Below are 17,773 nucleotides of genomic sequence, written 5' to 3'. Positions count from 1 at the left end.
TAGGTGAACAAATATGTCCTTTATTGATGAAGAAAAATATCGTATTAAACGTGCAGGCAAAAAGAAACATAAAGGTATTGTCATTTCTAGCATAGCGGGGACAATTGTAGGGGCTTCATTATTTGCGTTTGGAGCTCCTTTATTTTCAAATCATGCAGGTAAGCTTCCGCAAGCTGAAGCAAGTGAAAAAAATATGGCTGAAGCTCAAAGTGGAAATGTTCCTGTTAAACAGATTAGCTTTGTAGACGCTGTTGATCGTGCTTCAGAGGCTGTTGTTGGTGTTATTAATATTCAACGAGACAATTTTTCAGAGGCTGATTCGGAAGCTGGTACAGGCTCTGGTGTGATTTATAAGAGAACAGATGGACATGCGTATATTGTAACGAATAACCACGTTGTTGCTGGGGCGAATCGTATTGAAGTGAGCTTAAGTGACGGTAAGAAAGTTCCAGGTAAAGTATTAGGAACCGATGTAGTCACGGACTTAGCTGTACTAGAAATAGATGCGAAGCATGTGAAGAAAGTGATTGAAATTGGCGACTCTAATACCGTTCGTAGAGGAGAACCAGTTATTGCGATTGGAAATCCGCTGGGGTTACAATTTTCCGGAACTGTCACACAAGGTATTATTTCGGCTAATGAGCGTATTGTTCCTGTAGATTTAGATCAAGATGGACATTACGATTGGCAAGTAGAAGTATTGCAAACAGATGCGGCAATTAATCCAGGTAATAGTGGTGGAGCGCTTGTAAATGTAGCGGGACAATTAATAGGTATTAACTCAATGAAAATTGCAGCAAAAGAAGTAGAAGGAATTGGACTAGCTATTCCAGTTACGAGAGCTGTTCCTATTATGAATGAACTAGAAAAGTACGGTAAAGTAAGAAGACCTTACGTTGGGATTGAACTAAGATCATTAAATGAGATTCCGAGTTACTATTGGTCAAAAACATTACACTTACCAGGTAACGTAACAGAAGGAGTCTGCATTTTAGATGTGAAAAGTCCTTCGCCAGGTACGGATGCGGGTCTTAGAGAACATGATGTTATTGTGGCGGTAGATGGAAAAGCGGTGCACGATATTATTGGGTTCCGCACGGCCTTATATAATAAAAAAATTAATGATAAAATGACTCTTACGTTTTATCGTGGTACAAAACGAGCGACAACAACGGTGAAATTAGGCATTCAAAAGTATTAAAAACAGGAGGGCCTACCTCCTGTTTTCTATTGTAGAAAAGTGAGGTGAAGAATATGAATTTACCTTGTTGTTTAGAACATGTTGAATTAGCATTAGATATCATTGTGGATGAGTGTGAAGTCGCACCGGTTATTAACAATGTGGATAACTCTAAAGAAGAGAAAAAAACATGTGAATTTTGTCAAAATGAGGCGACATATGTTGTATCGAACACAGATTCTCACACAATATGTGGGTAACATTTGTGGATATGTGGATAAGTCCTGTGGATAACGTGTTTGTAAGGTGGGGAATAAATGTGAATATCTCGATTATTTCAATCGGAAAATTAAAAGAAAAATACTTAAAACAAGGTATAGCAGAATACTTAAAACGATTATCTTCTTACGCAAAAGTAGAAGTAATTGAATTGCCAGATGAAAAGGCACCAGAAAATTTAAGTGCAGCAGAAATGTTAATTGTAAAAGAAAAAGAAGGTATTCGTATACTGGATAAAATTTCTGATGATACGCATGTCATTGCGTTAGCTATAGAAGGAAAACAAAAATCATCAGAAGAATTTGCGGTAAGTATAGATCGCCTTGCTACATATGGAAAGAGCAAGATAACATTTGTAATTGGTGGATCACTGGGGCTTAGTTCTGAAGTAATGAAGCGTTCAAACGAATCTCTTTCTTTCTCAAAGATGACATTACCACATCAATTAATGCGTCTAGTATTGCTTGAGCAAGTGTATAGGGCGTTTCGGATTAATCGTGGTGAACCGTATCATAAATAAATTTTTCATTTGTATATAAAGAGTAAAAAAGACCATTGGACAAAAATCACCGATGGTCTTTTAAACATTAATAGATGGTATGTAGATTTCCTAAAATAAGTATGTTTCTATTTCTAAAAAAATATGCTGTAATATGAAGAGGGAAAAAGTATAAGTAGTCATAGAAGTGAGGAATTAAAGGTGAAGAAGTTTAAGAAGTTTTACTTGGAGATTACGAGTGTATGTAATCTTGCGTGCAGCTTTTGTCCGCCGACGGAAAGGCAGAAGCAATTCATTTCTGTAGAGGATTTTGCTAAAAGATTAGACCAAATTAAACCTCACACAGACTACATTTATTTGCACGTGAAGGGTGAGCCGTTGCTCCATCCGAAAATAGATCAACTATTAGATTTAAGCCATGAAAAAGGGTTTAAAGTTAATATTACAACGAACGGAACGTTAATTAATAAGAGAAGGCATAGACTGTTAAATAAGCCTGCGTTAAGACAAATGAATTTTTCACTGCACAGTTTTGATGGACACCCAGGATCGCAAGATAAAGAGGGCTATGTAAGAAGTATACTTTCTTTCATTAGAGAAGCAACGAGTCAATCGGATTTAATTGTTTCACTAAGATTATGGAATTTAACTCAGGATAATAAAACAAATGCTGAAATCCAGAAAAATAGGGATTTATTATCCATAATTGAAAATGAGTTTGATCTATCCTATCAAATTGAAGAGAAGCTTACACCAGGAAAAGGTATAAAAATTGCGGAACGTGTCTTTATTAATCAAGACTATGAATTCCAGTGGCCGGCATTGCATGAAGAAGAGGATGATGGAAAAGGATTCTGTCATGGTCTTCGAAATCAGGCAGGTATTTTAGCGAACGGAACGGTTATTCCTTGTTGTCTAGATGGTGAGGGAATTATTAATCTCGGAAATATTAATAATGATTCATTCTCTAATATTATTGAAGGCGAAAGAGCGAACAATATTGTAGATGGATTTTCAAAAAGGGTTGCAGTAGAAGAACTATGTAGAAAGTGCGGATACCGCAAAAGATTTGGAAAGTAAATATAGAATAAGCCCTCATAAAGTGAGGGCTTATTTTTATTCTTGATAAGAACGTTCTAATTCATCAATTAAGGAACCGACGTAAGAAACAGCTTTACGGATTGCATCTGGTTTTGACATATCTACCCCGGCATGTTTCATTAATTCAAGTGGTTTCATCGTACCGCCTGCACGGAGTACATCAAGCCAGCGATCAACAGCAGGTTGTCCCTCTTCTTTAATCATTTGAGCTACAGCGGTAGAAGCAGTTAGTCCCGCAGAATATGTGTAAGAATATAAGCCCATATAATAGTGAGGTTGACGCATCCATGTTAAACCGGCGCCTTCATCAATTTCTACGGAATCTCCCCAGAATGTCGAAAGGACCTTCGTTTTTATTTCAGTTAAAGTTGTAGCTGTGAGTGCTTGCCCTTCTTCTGCTAGAGCGTATACTCTTCTTTGATATTCTCCCTCAAGTAGATGGGTAACGAAGTTGTGGTAATATGTGCCGAGTAGTTGCAGAATAACCCATCTGCGCATTCTCTTATCTTCAGTAGTCGCAAGTAAATGCTGGGCTAATAGTAATTCATTCATCGTTGATGGAGCTTCAACGAAGTACATAGATGGACGCACATTCATAATACGCTGATTTTTATTAGCTAAATAAAAATGACCAGCATGTCCAAATTCATGAGCTAATGTGAAACACCCGCGCATCGTACCCTGCCATGTAATTAAAATATAAGGGTGAGAACCGTATGGGCTAGAGCAGAAGGCACCTGTTGATTTTCCTACGTTATCTGCAAGGTCTACCCATCTTTCTTTGAAGCCCTTTTCGATAATGGAACTATATTCATTTCCTAATACTTTTAAAGAATCTTGAATAAGTTTGTCAGCTTCTTCGTAAGTGATTGTTGGATTAAATTCAGGATCTAACGGTGCATGTAAGTCACAGAAAAGCATTTGATCAAGCCCTAATACATTCTTTTTTAAATCTGCAAAACGGCGCATATGAGGCGCTAATTCGTTATAAATAATATCTAGTTGGTTGTTATACATTTCAAGTGGAACTTTTTGAGGTTCTAAAAGCATATGGGTAACGGACTCGTACTTACGCAAACGAGAAAGCGCCACTTGTTTTTTTACTTCAGTAGCATATGTTGTTGCAACTGTATTTTTATATCGTTTCAATGTGGAAACAAATGATGAATATGCTTTTTTACGTATATATGCGCTTGGAGAAAATTCATATTTGCTTTCGAATAATGCAAACGATACAGGCAAATCATTTCCCTGTGCATCTTGTATAGAAGGGAAATCCATATCGGCTAATTTAGTCATGCCGTAAATTTTGTAGGGTGAACTATGAACTTCGCCGAGTGCAGCAAGAGCTTCTTCTGTTTCAGGAGAGAGAGTGTGCTGCCTCTTTTTGAGTATCTCTAGTAATGATTTACGGAAAGGTTCAAGTTTTATTTCCTCAGTTAAATATTTTTCAATTGTTCCCTCCTCAAATGAGAGAATTTCGTTATGAATAAAGGATAGTGCAGTATGTACATTCGTTCTTAGAGCGGAAATTTTGGAAGAGTTCGCTTGAATAACTGAATCTGTACGATCAGCGGATTCTTTTAAATTTGCATATGCGCCGAGTTTTGTTAGCTTCATTAAAAGCTCTTCTTCTAAAAGTAGGCAATTTAATAAGGTAGCGGAGCTAGTGTGTAATTGTCCTTTAAATGCATCAAGTTTTTTTATATCGTCTGTTAATACACGTAATGCAGTTTCCCACTCTTTGTCAGATTCGTATAAATCAGAAAGGTCCCATGTCAATTCAGTAGAGACTTCCGCGCGAATAAGGCGTTTCTCAATTACATTTTTCATTTGTTATATCCCCCTTATTATAAGTATCTAAAAACATAATACTAGAAAATTCAGTTAAATGAAAATATTTTACATTTTTATACATGAAAAAGAAGGACAAGCATAAAAAATGCTTGTCCTTCTAGTTAAATTTATAAATTAATATACTTTGTCACCGTTGAAAATAGAGTTTTTCACGACTACATAATCTACAGTACGAATTGCGTCTAATTTTGTTCCACCAGCGTAAGAGATAGAAGATTGAAGATCTTGTTCCATTTCGATTAAAGTGTCTTCTAAAGAACCTTTATGCTCAACGAACATTTTCTTACCTTCAACGTTTTTCTTCTCACCTTTTTGGAATTCAGAAGCTGAACCGAAGTACTCTTTATAAAGTTTGCCATCTTTTTCGATTGTTTCCCCTGGAGACTCTTCATGACCTGCGAATAGAGAACCGACCATAACCATAGTTGCTCCAAATCGAATTGATTTAGCTACGTCGCCATGTGTACGAATACCACCGTCAGCGATAATTGGCTTACTTGCAGCTTTTGCACACCAGCGAAGTGCAGCTAGCTGCCAACCGCCAGTTCCAAAGCCTGTTTTAATTTTAGTAATACAAACTTTACCAGGTCCAATGCCAACTTTTGTTGCATCAGCACCAGCGTTTTCTAATTCTCTTACCGCTTCTGGAGTTCCAACGTTTCCAGCGATAACGAAGCTTTCTGGTAAATGTTTTTTAATATGTTGAATCATGTTGATCACAGCGTTAGAGTGACCATGTGCGATATCGATTGTAATGTATTCAGGTGAAAGTTGCTCAGCAGCTAATTGTTGTACGAATTCGTACTCGTCTTCTTTAACACCAACGCTGATTGAAGCAATTAATCCACGTGATTGCATATCTCTAATGAATGAAATTCGTTTCTCTGGTTGGAAACGATGCATGATATAGAAGTAATTATTTTCAGCTAAATAAGTTGCGATTCTTTCATCAATAATCGTTTGCATATTTGCAGGTACGACAGGTAATTTAAATTTATGTTTTCCTAAAGTGACAGTTGTATCACATTCAGATCGGCTATTTACAATGCATTTTGCAGGAATTAATTGAATATCTTCATAGTCAAATACGTTTTCCATCATTTACACCCCTAAAATACGAATATTTTATTTTTATTGATTGAAAATGTTCGTCCATAGGAAAATTTACATCATTTTCAGTAAGAAGTCAAAGATTTTCTTAACGTTTTTTTGAAAAGAAGCCAATATATTTTAAAAATAACGTTAAAAACGAATTTAAATAGATTTCTTATGCATAATGTTCGTTTATAAAAAAGTAAGGAAAGTTGCGATAATTGCATAAGATTGTATGTATGCTTCTTATTTTGAGCGAGGGGGCTGGGGAAATACTATGAAAAAGTTAATACTAATAATAGGAATAACTTTGTTGGTTACTGCCGGATGTAGCAATAATGAAGCATTTGATAAGGCAGAGAAACAAGGAGATTTAGCATTGGAAAATAAAGAATACGATAGAGCAGTCGTATCTTTTGAATTAGCATTAAAAGAAAAGAAGGATGATCGGGAAATAAGGCTGAAGGTGAATCAAACAAATAAAATGATTGAAGCATTACAGGAAAGTAATATAGACCAAGCAATTTCGTTATTGAGGGAAATTGAAAATGATTCTGCTAGTTCAGTTATATTAGCCAAACAAAAGAAAAACGAGAAGTTTTAGCTAATCAAAAAGATGAGGAAGAAAAATATAAGCAAATGCTAGTTAAAGTAGAGGAGTTGAAAAACGAGCAGAAGTTTGCGGATGTAAAAGAGCAACTTAACGTAATTATTAGGGAAACGAAAGGGAAAGAACAGTTTAAAATATATTATCAAAATGCGAATGAACAAATTATACAGAGTGTGCCGAGGGCAGTAGATGTAGATAAAACAAAAGATGAGAACCGTAAGGAAGAAAAAGTAATAGAAGAGAAGCCGAAGAAAGTGTTATTACCGGTCAGAAGGCAGAATAATATGGAATAATATTTTTAAAAAGTTTTTAAAATAGAAGATCCTTTTGTTTAGTCAGGCGAATCACGAATGATTCGCCTTTTTATGTGAGCTTTCAAGTATAATGAATAAGGTGATAATAAGGTATATGATGATTCATTGATAGAAAAAGCGAAAAAAGAAAATAATACAGAATAAAAAGAGGTTAATATATGAGTAAAAAAAGTTTTGCTGATTATGCATTAAGTAAAGAAATTGTAAGAGCACTTACTGGTTTAGGATATGAACATCCAACGGAAGTGCAAGGAGAGGTTATTCCAGTTGCCTTGCAAAGGAAAGACCTTGTCGTGAAATCACAGACTGGAAGTGGAAAAACCGCTTCATTTGGCATACCACTTTGTGAAATGGTGGAGTGGGAAGAGAATAAGCCACAAGCTTTAGTTTTAACACCGACGAGAGAGCTTGCGGTGCAAGTAAAAGAAGACATTACGAATATAGGTCGTTTCAAAAGAATTAAGGCCGCTGCAGTTTATGGTAAATCTCCATTTGCACGTCAAAAATTAGAGTTAAAGCAAAAAACACATATTGTAGTTGGGACTCCTGGCCGTGTGTTAGATCATATTGAAAAAGGTACCCTTTCTTTAGAGTGTTTGAAGTATTTAGTTATTGATGAAGCGGATGAAATGCTGAATATGGGTTTTATCGATCAAGTAGAGGCAATTATTGACGAATTACCTAAAAAACGAATGACAATGCTATTTTCAGCAACACTTCCAAAAGATGTTGAAAAGTTATCTCGTACGTATATGGATTCGCCAACGCATATTGAAATTAAGGCTACCGGGATTACAACAGATAAAATTGAACATACACTTTTTGAGATGAGAGAAGAGGAGAAGCTTTCACTTCTTAAAGATGTAACAACGATTGAGAATCCAGATAGTTGTATTATTTTTTGCCGTACGCAAGAAAATGTAGATCACGTATTTCAGCAGTTAAAGCGGGTTAACTATCCTTGTGACAAAATACATGGTGGTATGGTACAAGAAGATCGTTTTGAAGTTATGGACGATTTTAGAAAAGGAAAGTTCCGTTATTTAGTAGCGACAGACGTAGCTGCTAGAGGAATTGATATTGATAATATTACACATGTTATTAACTATGATATTCCATTAGAAAAAGAAAGTTATGTACATCGTACGGGAAGAACGGGACGAGCTGGTAATAACGGGAAAGCTATTACATTCATGACGCCGTATGAAAATAGATTTTTAGAAGAGATTGAGGAGTACATTGGCTTTGAAATTCCAAAGGCACTTGCACCTTCAAAAGAAGAAGTTATGAAAGGGAAAGCAGTATTTGAGGAAAAGATACATGCTAAACCAATTATAAAGAAAGATAAAAATGCAGACCTAAACAAAGGAATTATGAAATTGTACTTTAATGGCGGGAAGAAAAAGAAAATTAGGGCGGTAGATTTCGTCGGTACAATTGCTAAAATTAAAGGTGTTACAGCAGAAGATATAGGAATTATTACAATACAAGACAATGTTTCTTACGTTGAAATATTAAATGGAAAAGGACCACTTGTTTTAAAAAATATGAAAAACACAACGATTAAAGGGAAACAATTAAAGGTTCATGAAGCAATTAAGTAAACAAAAAAACTATCCACCTCTAACAGGTGGATAGTTTTTTTGTTTAAGTTTCTTTGAGGTCATCAACTAGTTTCTCTGCTAAACGTCTATACATATTACTCATAGTCACGAAGGATGTTAGTAATAAAAACTTTTCTAGCTTTGGATCTTCTAAGGAAGAAACCTCGTTTACTTCCTTAACACGGTTATTCACGTCTTGCTTAAAGCTTTCCACATTGGTGTCAGTAAGAGAAAGGTAATCTTTATATAGAGTATTTAATTCGAATGTATCATCGTTTATTAACGGTGCATTTATATTTTCTAAGGAGCTTTTTATATCATTAATGGAAAGAGCTCCTTTTAATTGATAAATTAAGCTGATTAAAATCATATGTTCTTTTGAATACTTTTTATTTTTGATAGGGATGAATAATTTCCCTTTTGCGTAATTGTTAATCATTGTTTTTGTTAATACTTTTTCATCATCAGTTCTCGTTGTATCCGCATAAGTATTCTCAAATAGTTGGACAACTTGGTCTACATATAAGTCGACATTTGGGATATCCTCAAGTTTAATACTTTTTTCTAAATGTAATGATTCAAGTAATTTATTTATATTTTCCACGTAGAACCCCTCACTTTTATAACTTAGTGGAACTTAATGTTTAGTATATCTTTAAATATGGTATTACGAAACAAATGAATTGTAAATGTTGACCCGTACGGATAATACGTATATAATTACATGTAGTTATGAAAACTACATGTAATTATATGAGGGGTGTTTATATGAATGTTTATGTAAGAGAACCGGTTAATGCATTTACTCACTTAGGAGGAGCTGTATTATCATTTATTGCATTATTAGCTATGCTTGTGAAAGTTTCTGTTAAGATGCCATCTGTTGCTGCAATTACAGCTGTTATTTTATTCGGTATCGGGATGATGGTCCTTTATATGGCATCAGCTGTGTATCATAGTGTCGTAGCCAGTGAACGTGTTATTTATTTCTTTAGGAAGCTAGATCATTCTATGATTTTCATATTAATTGCAGGTACATATGCACCCTTTTGCTTAATTACATTAAATTCGGCAAATGGTTTACTATTATTTTGTTTAGTTTATGCAACGGCAATTTGTGGTATTGCTTTTAAAATGTTTTGGTTTAATTGTCCAAGATGGTTATCGACAGCAATTTATCTTCTGATGGGTTGGTTAATTGTTCTATTCTTTGCACCGCTAGCTGAGAATCTAAGTACAGGAGGTATTATTTTCTTAGTACTTGGAGGCATTTTTTATACAATTGGTGGGTTTATTTACGGTGCGAAGCCAAAATGGTTGGAGTTTAAATATATGGGACACCATGAAATTTTTCATGTTTTTGTATTGTTAGGTAGTCTTGCACATTTTCTAAGTGTATATTGTTACGTAATTTGATCAAAAAACGCCACGCGATGTCTGTTATGTGGCGTTTTTTTATTACCTGATTTGAATCGTGTATTGTACTAAAAATCATGGGATAAAATGTAAGTTTCTGTGTTCGCATAATAAACATATGATAAGAAATATGTGATATACTTTGAGAAGTTTATAATGAATGAAATATGGAGGACTATAATTATGGCAATACTTGTAACAGGTGGAGCAGGATATATTGGTAGTCATACATGCGTAGAATTACTAAAAAACGGTTACGAAATTATAGTAGTAGATAATCTTTCGAATAGCTCAGCAGAGTCTATAAATCGAGTGACAGAGATAACAGGAAAACAGTTTAAATTTTATAAAGAAGATATTTTAAATCGAGAAGCACTTGATACGATTTTTGAAGAAAATACAATTGAAGCTGTTATTCACTTTGCAGGCTTTAAGGCTGTAGGGGAATCAGTAGAAATTCCGTTAACGTATTATCATAACAACATTACAAGCACATTAGTGCTATGTGAAGTGATGCAGAAGCATGATGTGAAGAAGATGATCTTCAGTTCGTCTGCAACAGTGTATGGTATTCCAGAAACATCACCAATTACGGAGGAGTTTCCATTAAGTGCAACGAATCCATATGGTCAAACGAAATTAATGATTGAACAAATTATGCGTGACGTAGCATTTGCAGATGCAGGATGGAGTATTGCATTACTTCGTTATTTCAACCCATTTGGTGCACATGAAAGTGGACGCATTGGAGAAGATCCAAACGGAATTCCAAATAACTTAATGCCATATGTAACGCAAGTAGCAGTAGGGAAGTTAGAGGAATTAAGTGTATTTGGAAATGACTATCCAACAAAAGATGGCACGGGTGTCCGTGATTATATTCATGTTGTAGACTTAGCAAATGGCCATGTAAAGGCGCTTGAAAAGGTACTTGGCACTACTGGGATAGATGCATACAATCTCGGTACAGGTACTGGTTATAGTGTGTTGGAAATGGTTGAAGCATTTGAAAAGGTTTCGGGAAAAGAAGTTCCTTATAAAATTACGGAGCGTCGACCTGGCGATGTGGCAGTATGTTTTGCAGATGCATCGAAAGCGAAGCGTGAATTAGGATGGGAAGCAAAACGCGGATTAGAAGAGATGTGTGCAGACTCTTGGAGATGGCAATCAAATAACAAAAATGGCTATCTAGAAGTTTAATAACCAGATAAAAAAATGACCTTTTGCGGGAGCAAAAGGTCATTTTTATTTATTTATTTCCATTAAGTTTATTAGCAAATTTAGTAAAGAAAGTTCGCCGTTTTATAGGAGTATTTGACTGACAAAACGTATAGTAATCAATATCTTTAATGTAAGTAAAGAGTCTAGAAATAGCATATAAGAATGTAATAGAAGATCCAAGTGCAAAACTAATACCGTAACCATTGAACCCAAATGGAAGTAGAAGAAGACTTAATAACAAATTTGCAGAAAAGAACAGGGCTGATGTTCGAAATGCCCCTTTACGATCTTCAAAATATAAGAGTAGTAACGTGATAACAAGGACCATCCCGTTTGCATAAGCACCAATTATAGTCAGCTGCAAAATAGAGTATTCAAGTGTTACGTTCCCAGATTGTGAACTAAACATCCATATTATAAAAATAATAAGTAAAGAAAAAATACCTTGATTACGAAGTATTCGTTCCATTTCTTGCTTTAGGACAAAGTTCATTGATTCTTTTAATTGTAAAATTGTATTTAATGTCGCCCCATTGTTAACTGAACCGAAGAACTTCTTATACCGTTCATAAAACCTTGTTTCAATGGATACTACGAAGAAAATATAGGTTGGGATAATGCTTAAATAAGCCCAGAAAACAGATGTATCATAAATTTGATGATAAATAAACGTGTTTTCAATATTTCCTCGCCCTTCTCCGAACCAAATAACAAAGTTACATACCCAAATGCCAATATTGTAAAGTAAGCTTGACCAGAATAGTTCTGGATATTTATCTAAATAAGAAAGAAAGGTAAATTGTTCAGTAGCATCACTAGTTGGAAACATTCGTACAATAACTATACTTAACCACACTAATGTAATGAAAGTCCCGATTGTAAAAGAAATTAAAAGTAATAGGGCCAATCCGTGTTCTATTCCAAGTGTTGGATGCCAGTAAGCGATAAGTGCAATTCCAGATAAGGAGAAAATGGAACCAATTAAAAATGCAAGAGCGATGGACTGATAATCTTTAGCTGCTGTTAAATAAATGGATTGAATCCAAATGATGTTTAAAGCTAAAAATAAAAATAGCATCACAATTTTATAATACAAGGCTAATGGTTGTCCTTCAGATATACTTGTTAATACGAGAATATCTGTTTGTTTTAAGTAATCTTTAATATTTACTTTGCCGGTCATTATTACATGCTCTTCTAATCCTAATTGTTGAATTAAATCACGACATTCCTGAGCATATTCTGCTTCTTCCGTATCAGGACCTAGTAAGTAAAATATAAATGGAATATCTTTTTCTAATAATAATTTAGCTGCATAAATCATTGTTTTTACATCTTTAATTGGTACAACTCGTATAATAGCGTAAATGATGAGTTTATCCGAATTGTATTTTGGTTTACGTAACCCTTTATAGTCAGATAAAGTAACGCCATTTGGAACGATTTTTAGTTTATGGGCCGGAGCACCTAATTCTTTTTGATATGCACTATTTCGGCCGAACAACGTAATTACATCAGCGGCTTGTTCATATGCTTGATGAGACAAGTGATGAAAGAAAGAAACCCATCTTTTTTTATATTCAATTGGTATCCAAGTAGATTGTAGTATTTCTTCTTCACGCTCCCGAGAATAAATACCGTGTTCAGTTAGAATAAATGGTATATCGGACTTGGCACTAATTGCAGCACCCAGCAATCCACCATACCCTGTCGATACAGAATGAATAAGATCTAATTCAGGAAAATCAATTTGTAAAATTTGAATGATTGGTGTGAACATAGATCTCCACATCCAAAAGTAATTTAAGAAGGATCCACTACTTTCTTCATATAAATAGCAAGTGTTCAAAATGAGATACTATCAAGATTGACTATCACGCTTTAGGTCAGTAATACGATTATCTTATAAAGATAAATGTATTACTGACCAGCCCCTTTCACATAATAGGGGAGATTTAATGAATTCGAACGAGTTGTTTATGGTATACTGTATTACCTTCTTGGCTTGTATATGGCGGGATACTTCGCCCAAAACAATTTGCAACAATATTGGAGTGGCCAGGATAAGAAATACGAATTTCATACAAATCAATAGAGTCATCTAAATCAGCATAAAAAACTGCTAAGTGGTTGCCTTGTAAAATATATGGGAATGCTACTTCCGTATTTTCACCAATTAGTACAGGTAATTTTACAGGATTAGAATAGTTAGACCAATCCCAAACCTCTATAGTTACATGGTGTGTGTAATATGCATCTAAATTTACAATGTTTACTACTGCTGAAACAGTTGCGGGCTCTCTTGTTAATACACCTGTGGAGTGAAAAACAAAATGATTTGGATAATGAAGAGGCATAAATATCAAACCTTTCTAAATTAATATGAGTGTACGATATTCTATGCAAATAATTAATAGAATGAGATAGGGAAAATGTATCATTCTACTAATTTTTTATAGAAATTCAAAACGTAGTATTGAAAAGTATTCCAACACTTGTATCATTGTTAGAGTACGTTTATAATCAAGGAATCCTATTTCATGTTTTGATAGGGTTATTTATTATTGAAAGCGTTTTAAATTTGTTATTTTTTAAGGTAGGAAGTCTAACTTATTCAGGTTAAAAATTATGTATGTAGTTTTAAATAGGAAGAAAAATAATAAAGTGAAACTTTAATCATTGGGTGGGGGTTGTTCATCCCCACTGATTATTAGCCTTCACCGATCGGGCTTTACGGGCAGTTGATCTCCCACTTAACTTCTTTGCTCTAGCTGAATTTTGAGGTGGGAGTTTTACTGCTCGTTAATGCGGGATAAAGTATCACTTTATATTGTGGGGAGGTTAAAAGTGTGAAAGGGAAAGATTTTCACACGAATATATATGGGTTACGTAGGATTATTACTTTCAGGTGCAGCTTTATTTTTAAATAGTCTTGTCATATTAGGCAAAGTAGAGATGAAAAGTGCAGGTGTCTTTAATTTATTTGTGGGGGCATTACAAATTATCATTCCGTTCTATTTGATTATGATTTCTGATCAAAGTAATTGGACGGTATATTCATATGCGGCTACTTTTTTATTTGGTTTAACTTATTTATATGTAGGCGTTACTTTTATTAAAGGAATGGATAGTAGTGGACTAGGCTGGTTCTGTATTTGGGTAGCAATTATTGCTTTATTCTATATGGTTGTTTCATTTGTTCAATTCCACGATGTTGTTAATGCGTTAACATGGTTTATGTGGGCATTACTTTGGTATTTATTCTTTGTATTAAATGCACAAAAAAAGAATATCAATCAATATCTTGGCAGAATTGCTTTTGTACAATCGTGGGTAACATTGACGTTGCCTTCACTCTTTTATTTTATGGGAGTATGGGGCGAGGGATTCATATATGAACTATGGGTTTATGTATCAGTAATTTCTATTTTATATTGCTGCTATTGTATTTTTAAATATCGAGTACGTTAATGTATCGTGTGTAGAAAAAACATGGAATCGTTAAACTGATTCCATGTTTTTTTATTTTAGCGTTTATAATAATAGAGGTAGTATTTTACAATTTGTAAAAACGGGGATGATGAAGGTGAAAAAAGTATTGGTGCTAGGGGGAACAAGATTTTTTGGTAAACATTTAGTAGAAGTACTGTTGCAAGCTGGACATGATGTAACGATTGCGACGAGGGGAGTTACTGAAGATCCCTTTGGAAGTGCAGTAAAAAGACTGATTGTAGATAGAGAAGATGAGAGGCTACTAGAAGAGCGTTTTGAAGGTAAAAGTTATGATATCGTATACGATAATTTATGCTATAGCTCGAATGCAGCGAAGATAATATGTGAAGTGCTAAAAGGAAAAACGAAGAAATACATTATGACATCTTCAATGGCTGTCTATGAGCCTGCGCTAGGCCTGTTAGAAGAAAACTTCAATCCGTACGAGTATACAATTACGTATGGAGGTAGGAATGATTTCAATTATAGTGAAGGTAAGCGATTAGCTGAAGCAGTTTTATTTCAACATGCAACATTCCCAGTCGTTGCGGTAAGATTTCCCGTCGTTATTGGAGAAAACGATTATACGAAAAGATTACAATTTTACGTTGAACATGTTGTGAAACAAGAGTCTATCGTTGTGGATTATGTAGATGGAGAGTTGTCATTTATACATGAAAAAGAAGCAGGAGAATTTTTAGCTTGGTGCGGGATGAAGGACATAGAAGGGCCAATTAATGCTTGTAGTAACGGGGTGGTTTCTACCAGAGAAGTTATTCGTTTCATAGAAGAGAATACCGGGATAAAAGCGCTCATTCAAGAAGTAGGAGATAATATAGCTCCTTATAATGGAGTGATTAATTGTACGTTACATAATGGAAAGGCTCGTGAATTAGGATTCCCGTTCCGAGAGTTGAAATTAGAGACGGAAAAAGTTTTACTTTATTACATAAATACAATGAAATAATCATAAATCCCCCGGTGGCAATCCGGGGGATTCTGGAGGATTTCGACAATACTAATTTTACATTACCAAATTTACCTTATACGCACGACTAATGTGTTTGTGATTGAATTGCTTGTAAATACTTTTCATTTACCCGGTCCCAGTTCACCGTATGCCACCAGTTGGTAACAAATTCTGGACGCCGATTTTGATACTTTAAATAATAGGCGTGTTCCCATACATCGATGACGAGTAATGGAATTTTACCTTCTTGCAAAGGTGTATCTTGATTGGGTGTACTCATAACGGAAAGTTCCTCACCGTCCAGAACAAGCCATCCATAGCCACTTCCAAAACGACTAATAGCTGCTTTGGAAAGTTGATCTTTTAAGTTGTCAAAGGTATTGAAATAATAATCAATTACTTTTGCAACGTCTCCATTAGGCTCACCGCCACCTCGCGGGCTCATTAATTCCCAAAAAAGACTATGACAATAATGTCCACCACCGTTATTTCTGACAGCTGTAACAATTTCTTTTGGTAAAGTTTTTAAATTACATAGTAACTCTTCTAAAGATTTATTATGTAATTCCGTATAGTTTTCTAAAGCGGCATTCAAGTTATTTACGTATGTCGCATGGTGCTTTCCATGATGAATAGAAAGCGTGTTGCTATCGATATATGGCTCTAGTTCATCATAGTCATATGAAAGCTTTGGCAATTGAAATGAAGACATAACATTCCCTCCTTTCTTATTAAAAAAGTTGGTCTAGGTAAAAATAATTTACCTGAGTCAAAAATACACCTATTTTTTATACAAGTCAATAGTAATCTCTTTAATTTTCTGAAAAATATTACAATAAAAGTAACACTTCGACTTTCATTTGTGACTCTTATTCTTTTTGCTTATACTGTAAAGTAGTAACGTTTTGTTGAAATAGAAGGAGATCGTTTATGAGTAAAACGAAACAATTAATAGAGGAAGCGAGTCATTTTATTACGGTTTGCTATAAAGAGCTTAATAAAGAACAATTCATAGAAGAGAGAATAAAAGAAATTCAAATTGAAATAGAGAAGACGGGGACGTATGAGCATACATTTGAAGAACTTGTTCATGGATCACGAATGGCATGGCGCAATAGTAATCGATGTATCGGAAGACTATTTTGGAGTAAGATGCACATATTAGATGCACGTGAAGTAAATGATGAGGAAGGTGTATACAATGCATTAATTCATCATATTAAATATGCAACGAACGATGGGAAAGTTAAACCGACAATTACAATTTTTAAGCAATATCAAGGTGAAGAAAATAATATACGAATTTATAATCACCAATTGATTCGGTATGCAGGATATAAAACAGAAATGGGAGTGATTGGTGACTCTCATTCCACTGAGTTTACGGATTTTTGTCAGGAACTTGGCTGGCAAGGAGAAGGTACGAATTTCGATGTATTGCCACTTGTGTTTTCTATAAACGGGAAGGCACCTATATATAAAGAAATTCCGAGAGAAGAAGTAAAAGAAGTGCCAATTGAACACCCAGAATACCCGATTTCGTCACTTGGAGCAAAATGGTATGGGGTTCCAATGATTTCAGATATGCGCTTAGAAATTGGCGGTATTTCTTATACGTCAGCCCCGTTCAATGGATGGTATATGGGAACGGAGATTGGGGCTCGTAACTTAGCGGATCATGATCGCTATAATTTACTTCCGGCTGTTGCGGAGATGATGAAGCTCGATACATCGAGAAACGGTACGTTATGGAAAGACAAGGCGCTAATTGAATTAAACGTGGCTGTTTTACATTCTTTTAAAAAACAAGGAGTTAGTATTGTGGATCACCATACAGCTGCACAACAATTTCAACAATTTGAGAAGCAGGAAGCGGCATGTGGACGGGTTGTAACAGGTAATTGGGTGTGGCTCATTCCACCGTTGTCGCCAGCTACCACTCATATTTATCATAAACCGTATCCAAATGAAATTTTGAAGCCGAATTTCTTTCATAAATAATAGCTAGTATAGTTTTTTTTCTGCAAAATATAATTTTTTTTAATTACTGTTACGTAGCAAATGGAAGCCTTTACTATCGGTTATTTTTGGAAAGGACTTTTTGAACCAAGGAGTTCCTTATGTTATAATCAAATTTC

18 protein-coding genes are annotated in these 17,773 nt (G+C 34.8%); 12 read left to right on the top strand and 6 right to left on the bottom strand.

Annotated elements, in window-relative coordinates:
- The first annotated feature begins 13 nt into the window (after window positions 1-13).
- The 4 genes from NSQ08_RS25970 (at window position 14) to NSQ08_RS25955 (ending at window position 3,038) form a co-directional block, all read left to right on the top strand.
- The gene (locus NSQ08_RS25970; protein WP_340779796.1) at window positions 14-1,201 is read left to right on the top strand and encodes a S1C family serine protease; all 1,188 of its coding nucleotides are present in this window, start codon (window positions 14-16) and stop codon (window positions 1,199-1,201) included.
- 53 nt (window positions 1,202-1,254) lie between these two features.
- Window positions 1,255-1,440 (top strand): CxxH/CxxC protein, encoded by a 186-nt coding sequence (locus NSQ08_RS25965; protein WP_002035001.1) that lies wholly within the window; start codon window positions 1,255-1,257, stop codon window positions 1,438-1,440.
- 59 nt (window positions 1,441-1,499) lie between these two features.
- Window positions 1,500-1,979, top strand: coding sequence for a 23S rRNA (pseudouridine(1915)-N(3))-methyltransferase RlmH (gene rlmH, locus NSQ08_RS25960; RefSeq protein WP_002130178.1), 480 nt, complete (start codon window positions 1,500-1,502; stop codon window positions 1,977-1,979).
- A 180-nt stretch (window positions 1,980-2,159) separates the two neighbouring features.
- On the top strand, window positions 2,160-3,038 hold the full coding sequence (locus NSQ08_RS25955) for a radical SAM/SPASM domain-containing protein (RefSeq protein ID WP_002016446.1): 879 nt from the start codon (window positions 2,160-2,162) through the stop codon (window positions 3,036-3,038).
- Between the two features lie 36 nt (window positions 3,039-3,074).
- On the opposite strand, the gene pepF is transcribed toward NSQ08_RS25955, so the two are convergent.
- On the bottom strand, window positions 3,075-4,892 hold the full coding sequence (pepF, locus tag NSQ08_RS25950; RefSeq protein WP_340779789.1) for an oligoendopeptidase F: 1,818 nt from the start codon (window positions 4,890-4,892) through the stop codon (window positions 3,075-3,077).
- A gap of 138 nt (window positions 4,893-5,030) precedes the next feature.
- On the bottom strand, window positions 5,031-6,014 hold the full coding sequence (gene guaC / locus NSQ08_RS25945; protein WP_002068771.1) for a GMP reductase: 984 nt from the start codon (window positions 6,012-6,014) through the stop codon (window positions 5,031-5,033).
- A 271-nt stretch (window positions 6,015-6,285) separates the two neighbouring features.
- On the opposite strand from guaC, the gene NSQ08_RS25940 reads away from it, so the two are divergent.
- From NSQ08_RS25940 to NSQ08_RS25930, 3 genes are all read left to right on the top strand, one after another.
- Window positions 6,286-6,612 carry a hypothetical protein gene (locus NSQ08_RS25940; protein ID WP_340779787.1) on the top strand — a complete coding sequence of 109 codons (327 nt, stop codon included), beginning with the start codon at window positions 6,286-6,288 and terminating at the stop codon, window positions 6,610-6,612.
- Between the two features lie 35 nt (window positions 6,613-6,647).
- Window positions 6,648-6,911, top strand: coding sequence for a hypothetical protein (locus NSQ08_RS25935; protein ID WP_340779785.1), 264 nt, complete (start codon window positions 6,648-6,650; stop codon window positions 6,909-6,911).
- Between the two features lie 179 nt (window positions 6,912-7,090).
- Window positions 7,091-8,536 (top strand): DEAD/DEAH box helicase, encoded by a 1,446-nt coding sequence (locus NSQ08_RS25930; RefSeq protein ID WP_340779783.1) that lies wholly within the window; start codon window positions 7,091-7,093, stop codon window positions 8,534-8,536.
- 43 nt (window positions 8,537-8,579) lie between these two features.
- On the opposite strand, the gene NSQ08_RS25925 is transcribed toward NSQ08_RS25930, so the two are convergent.
- Window positions 8,580-9,140, bottom strand: a complete 561-nt coding sequence (locus NSQ08_RS25925) for a DUF1836 domain-containing protein (protein WP_002035007.1) — start codon at window positions 9,138-9,140, stop codon at window positions 8,580-8,582.
- A gap of 164 nt (window positions 9,141-9,304) precedes the next feature.
- Between NSQ08_RS25925 and trhA the strand changes: the two genes are divergently transcribed.
- Window positions 9,305-9,952 (top strand): PAQR family membrane homeostasis protein TrhA, encoded by a 648-nt coding sequence (gene trhA / locus NSQ08_RS25920; protein ID WP_002016441.1) that lies wholly within the window; start codon window positions 9,305-9,307, stop codon window positions 9,950-9,952.
- A 183-nt stretch (window positions 9,953-10,135) separates the two neighbouring features.
- Window positions 10,136-11,152 carry a UDP-glucose 4-epimerase GalE gene (gene galE / locus NSQ08_RS25915; protein WP_061673857.1) on the top strand — a complete coding sequence of 339 codons (1,017 nt, stop codon included), beginning with the start codon at window positions 10,136-10,138 and terminating at the stop codon, window positions 11,150-11,152.
- 49 nt (window positions 11,153-11,201) lie between these two features.
- Here galE and pelG read toward each other — a convergent pair whose 3' ends face one another.
- Window positions 11,202-13,022 carry an exopolysaccharide Pel transporter PelG gene (pelG, locus tag NSQ08_RS25910; protein ID WP_340779779.1) on the bottom strand — a complete coding sequence of 607 codons (1,821 nt, stop codon included), beginning with the start codon at window positions 13,020-13,022 and terminating at the stop codon, window positions 11,202-11,204.
- 106 nt (window positions 13,023-13,128) lie between these two features.
- Window positions 13,129-13,530: a hypothetical protein gene (locus NSQ08_RS25905; RefSeq protein WP_002192217.1), complete on the bottom strand. Its 402-nt coding sequence runs from the start codon at window positions 13,528-13,530 to the stop codon at window positions 13,129-13,131.
- A 523-nt stretch (window positions 13,531-14,053) separates the two neighbouring features.
- Here NSQ08_RS25905 and NSQ08_RS25900 point away from each other — a divergent pair.
- Window positions 14,054-14,644, top strand: coding sequence for an AmiS/UreI family transporter (locus tag NSQ08_RS25900; RefSeq protein WP_061673851.1), 591 nt, complete (start codon window positions 14,054-14,056; stop codon window positions 14,642-14,644).
- Between the two features lie 43 nt (window positions 14,645-14,687).
- Window positions 14,688-15,632 (top strand): NAD-dependent epimerase/dehydratase family protein, encoded by a 945-nt coding sequence (locus NSQ08_RS25895; RefSeq protein WP_193652234.1) that lies wholly within the window; start codon window positions 14,688-14,690, stop codon window positions 15,630-15,632.
- An 88-nt stretch (window positions 15,633-15,720) separates the two neighbouring features.
- On the opposite strand, the gene sodA is transcribed toward NSQ08_RS25895, so the two are convergent.
- The gene (sodA, locus tag NSQ08_RS25890) at window positions 15,721-16,347 is read right to left on the bottom strand and encodes a superoxide dismutase [Mn] (RefSeq protein ID WP_002034977.1); all 627 of its coding nucleotides are present in this window, start codon (window positions 16,345-16,347) and stop codon (window positions 15,721-15,723) included.
- A gap of 218 nt (window positions 16,348-16,565) precedes the next feature.
- Between sodA and NSQ08_RS25885 the strand changes: the two genes are divergently transcribed.
- Window positions 16,566-17,636, top strand: coding sequence for a nitric oxide synthase oxygenase (locus tag NSQ08_RS25885; RefSeq protein ID WP_002034978.1), 1,071 nt, complete (start codon window positions 16,566-16,568; stop codon window positions 17,634-17,636).
- The last annotated feature ends 137 nt before the right edge of the window (window positions 17,637-17,773 follow it).

This window comes from Bacillus sp. FSL E2-8887 (assembly GCF_038007205.1).
Taxonomy (GTDB): domain Bacteria; phylum Bacillota; class Bacilli; order Bacillales; family Bacillaceae_G; genus Bacillus_A; species Bacillus_A mycoides.
Note: the sequence above shows the minus strand (reverse complement) of the source record. Positions and strands in the feature narration are given on the sequence as shown.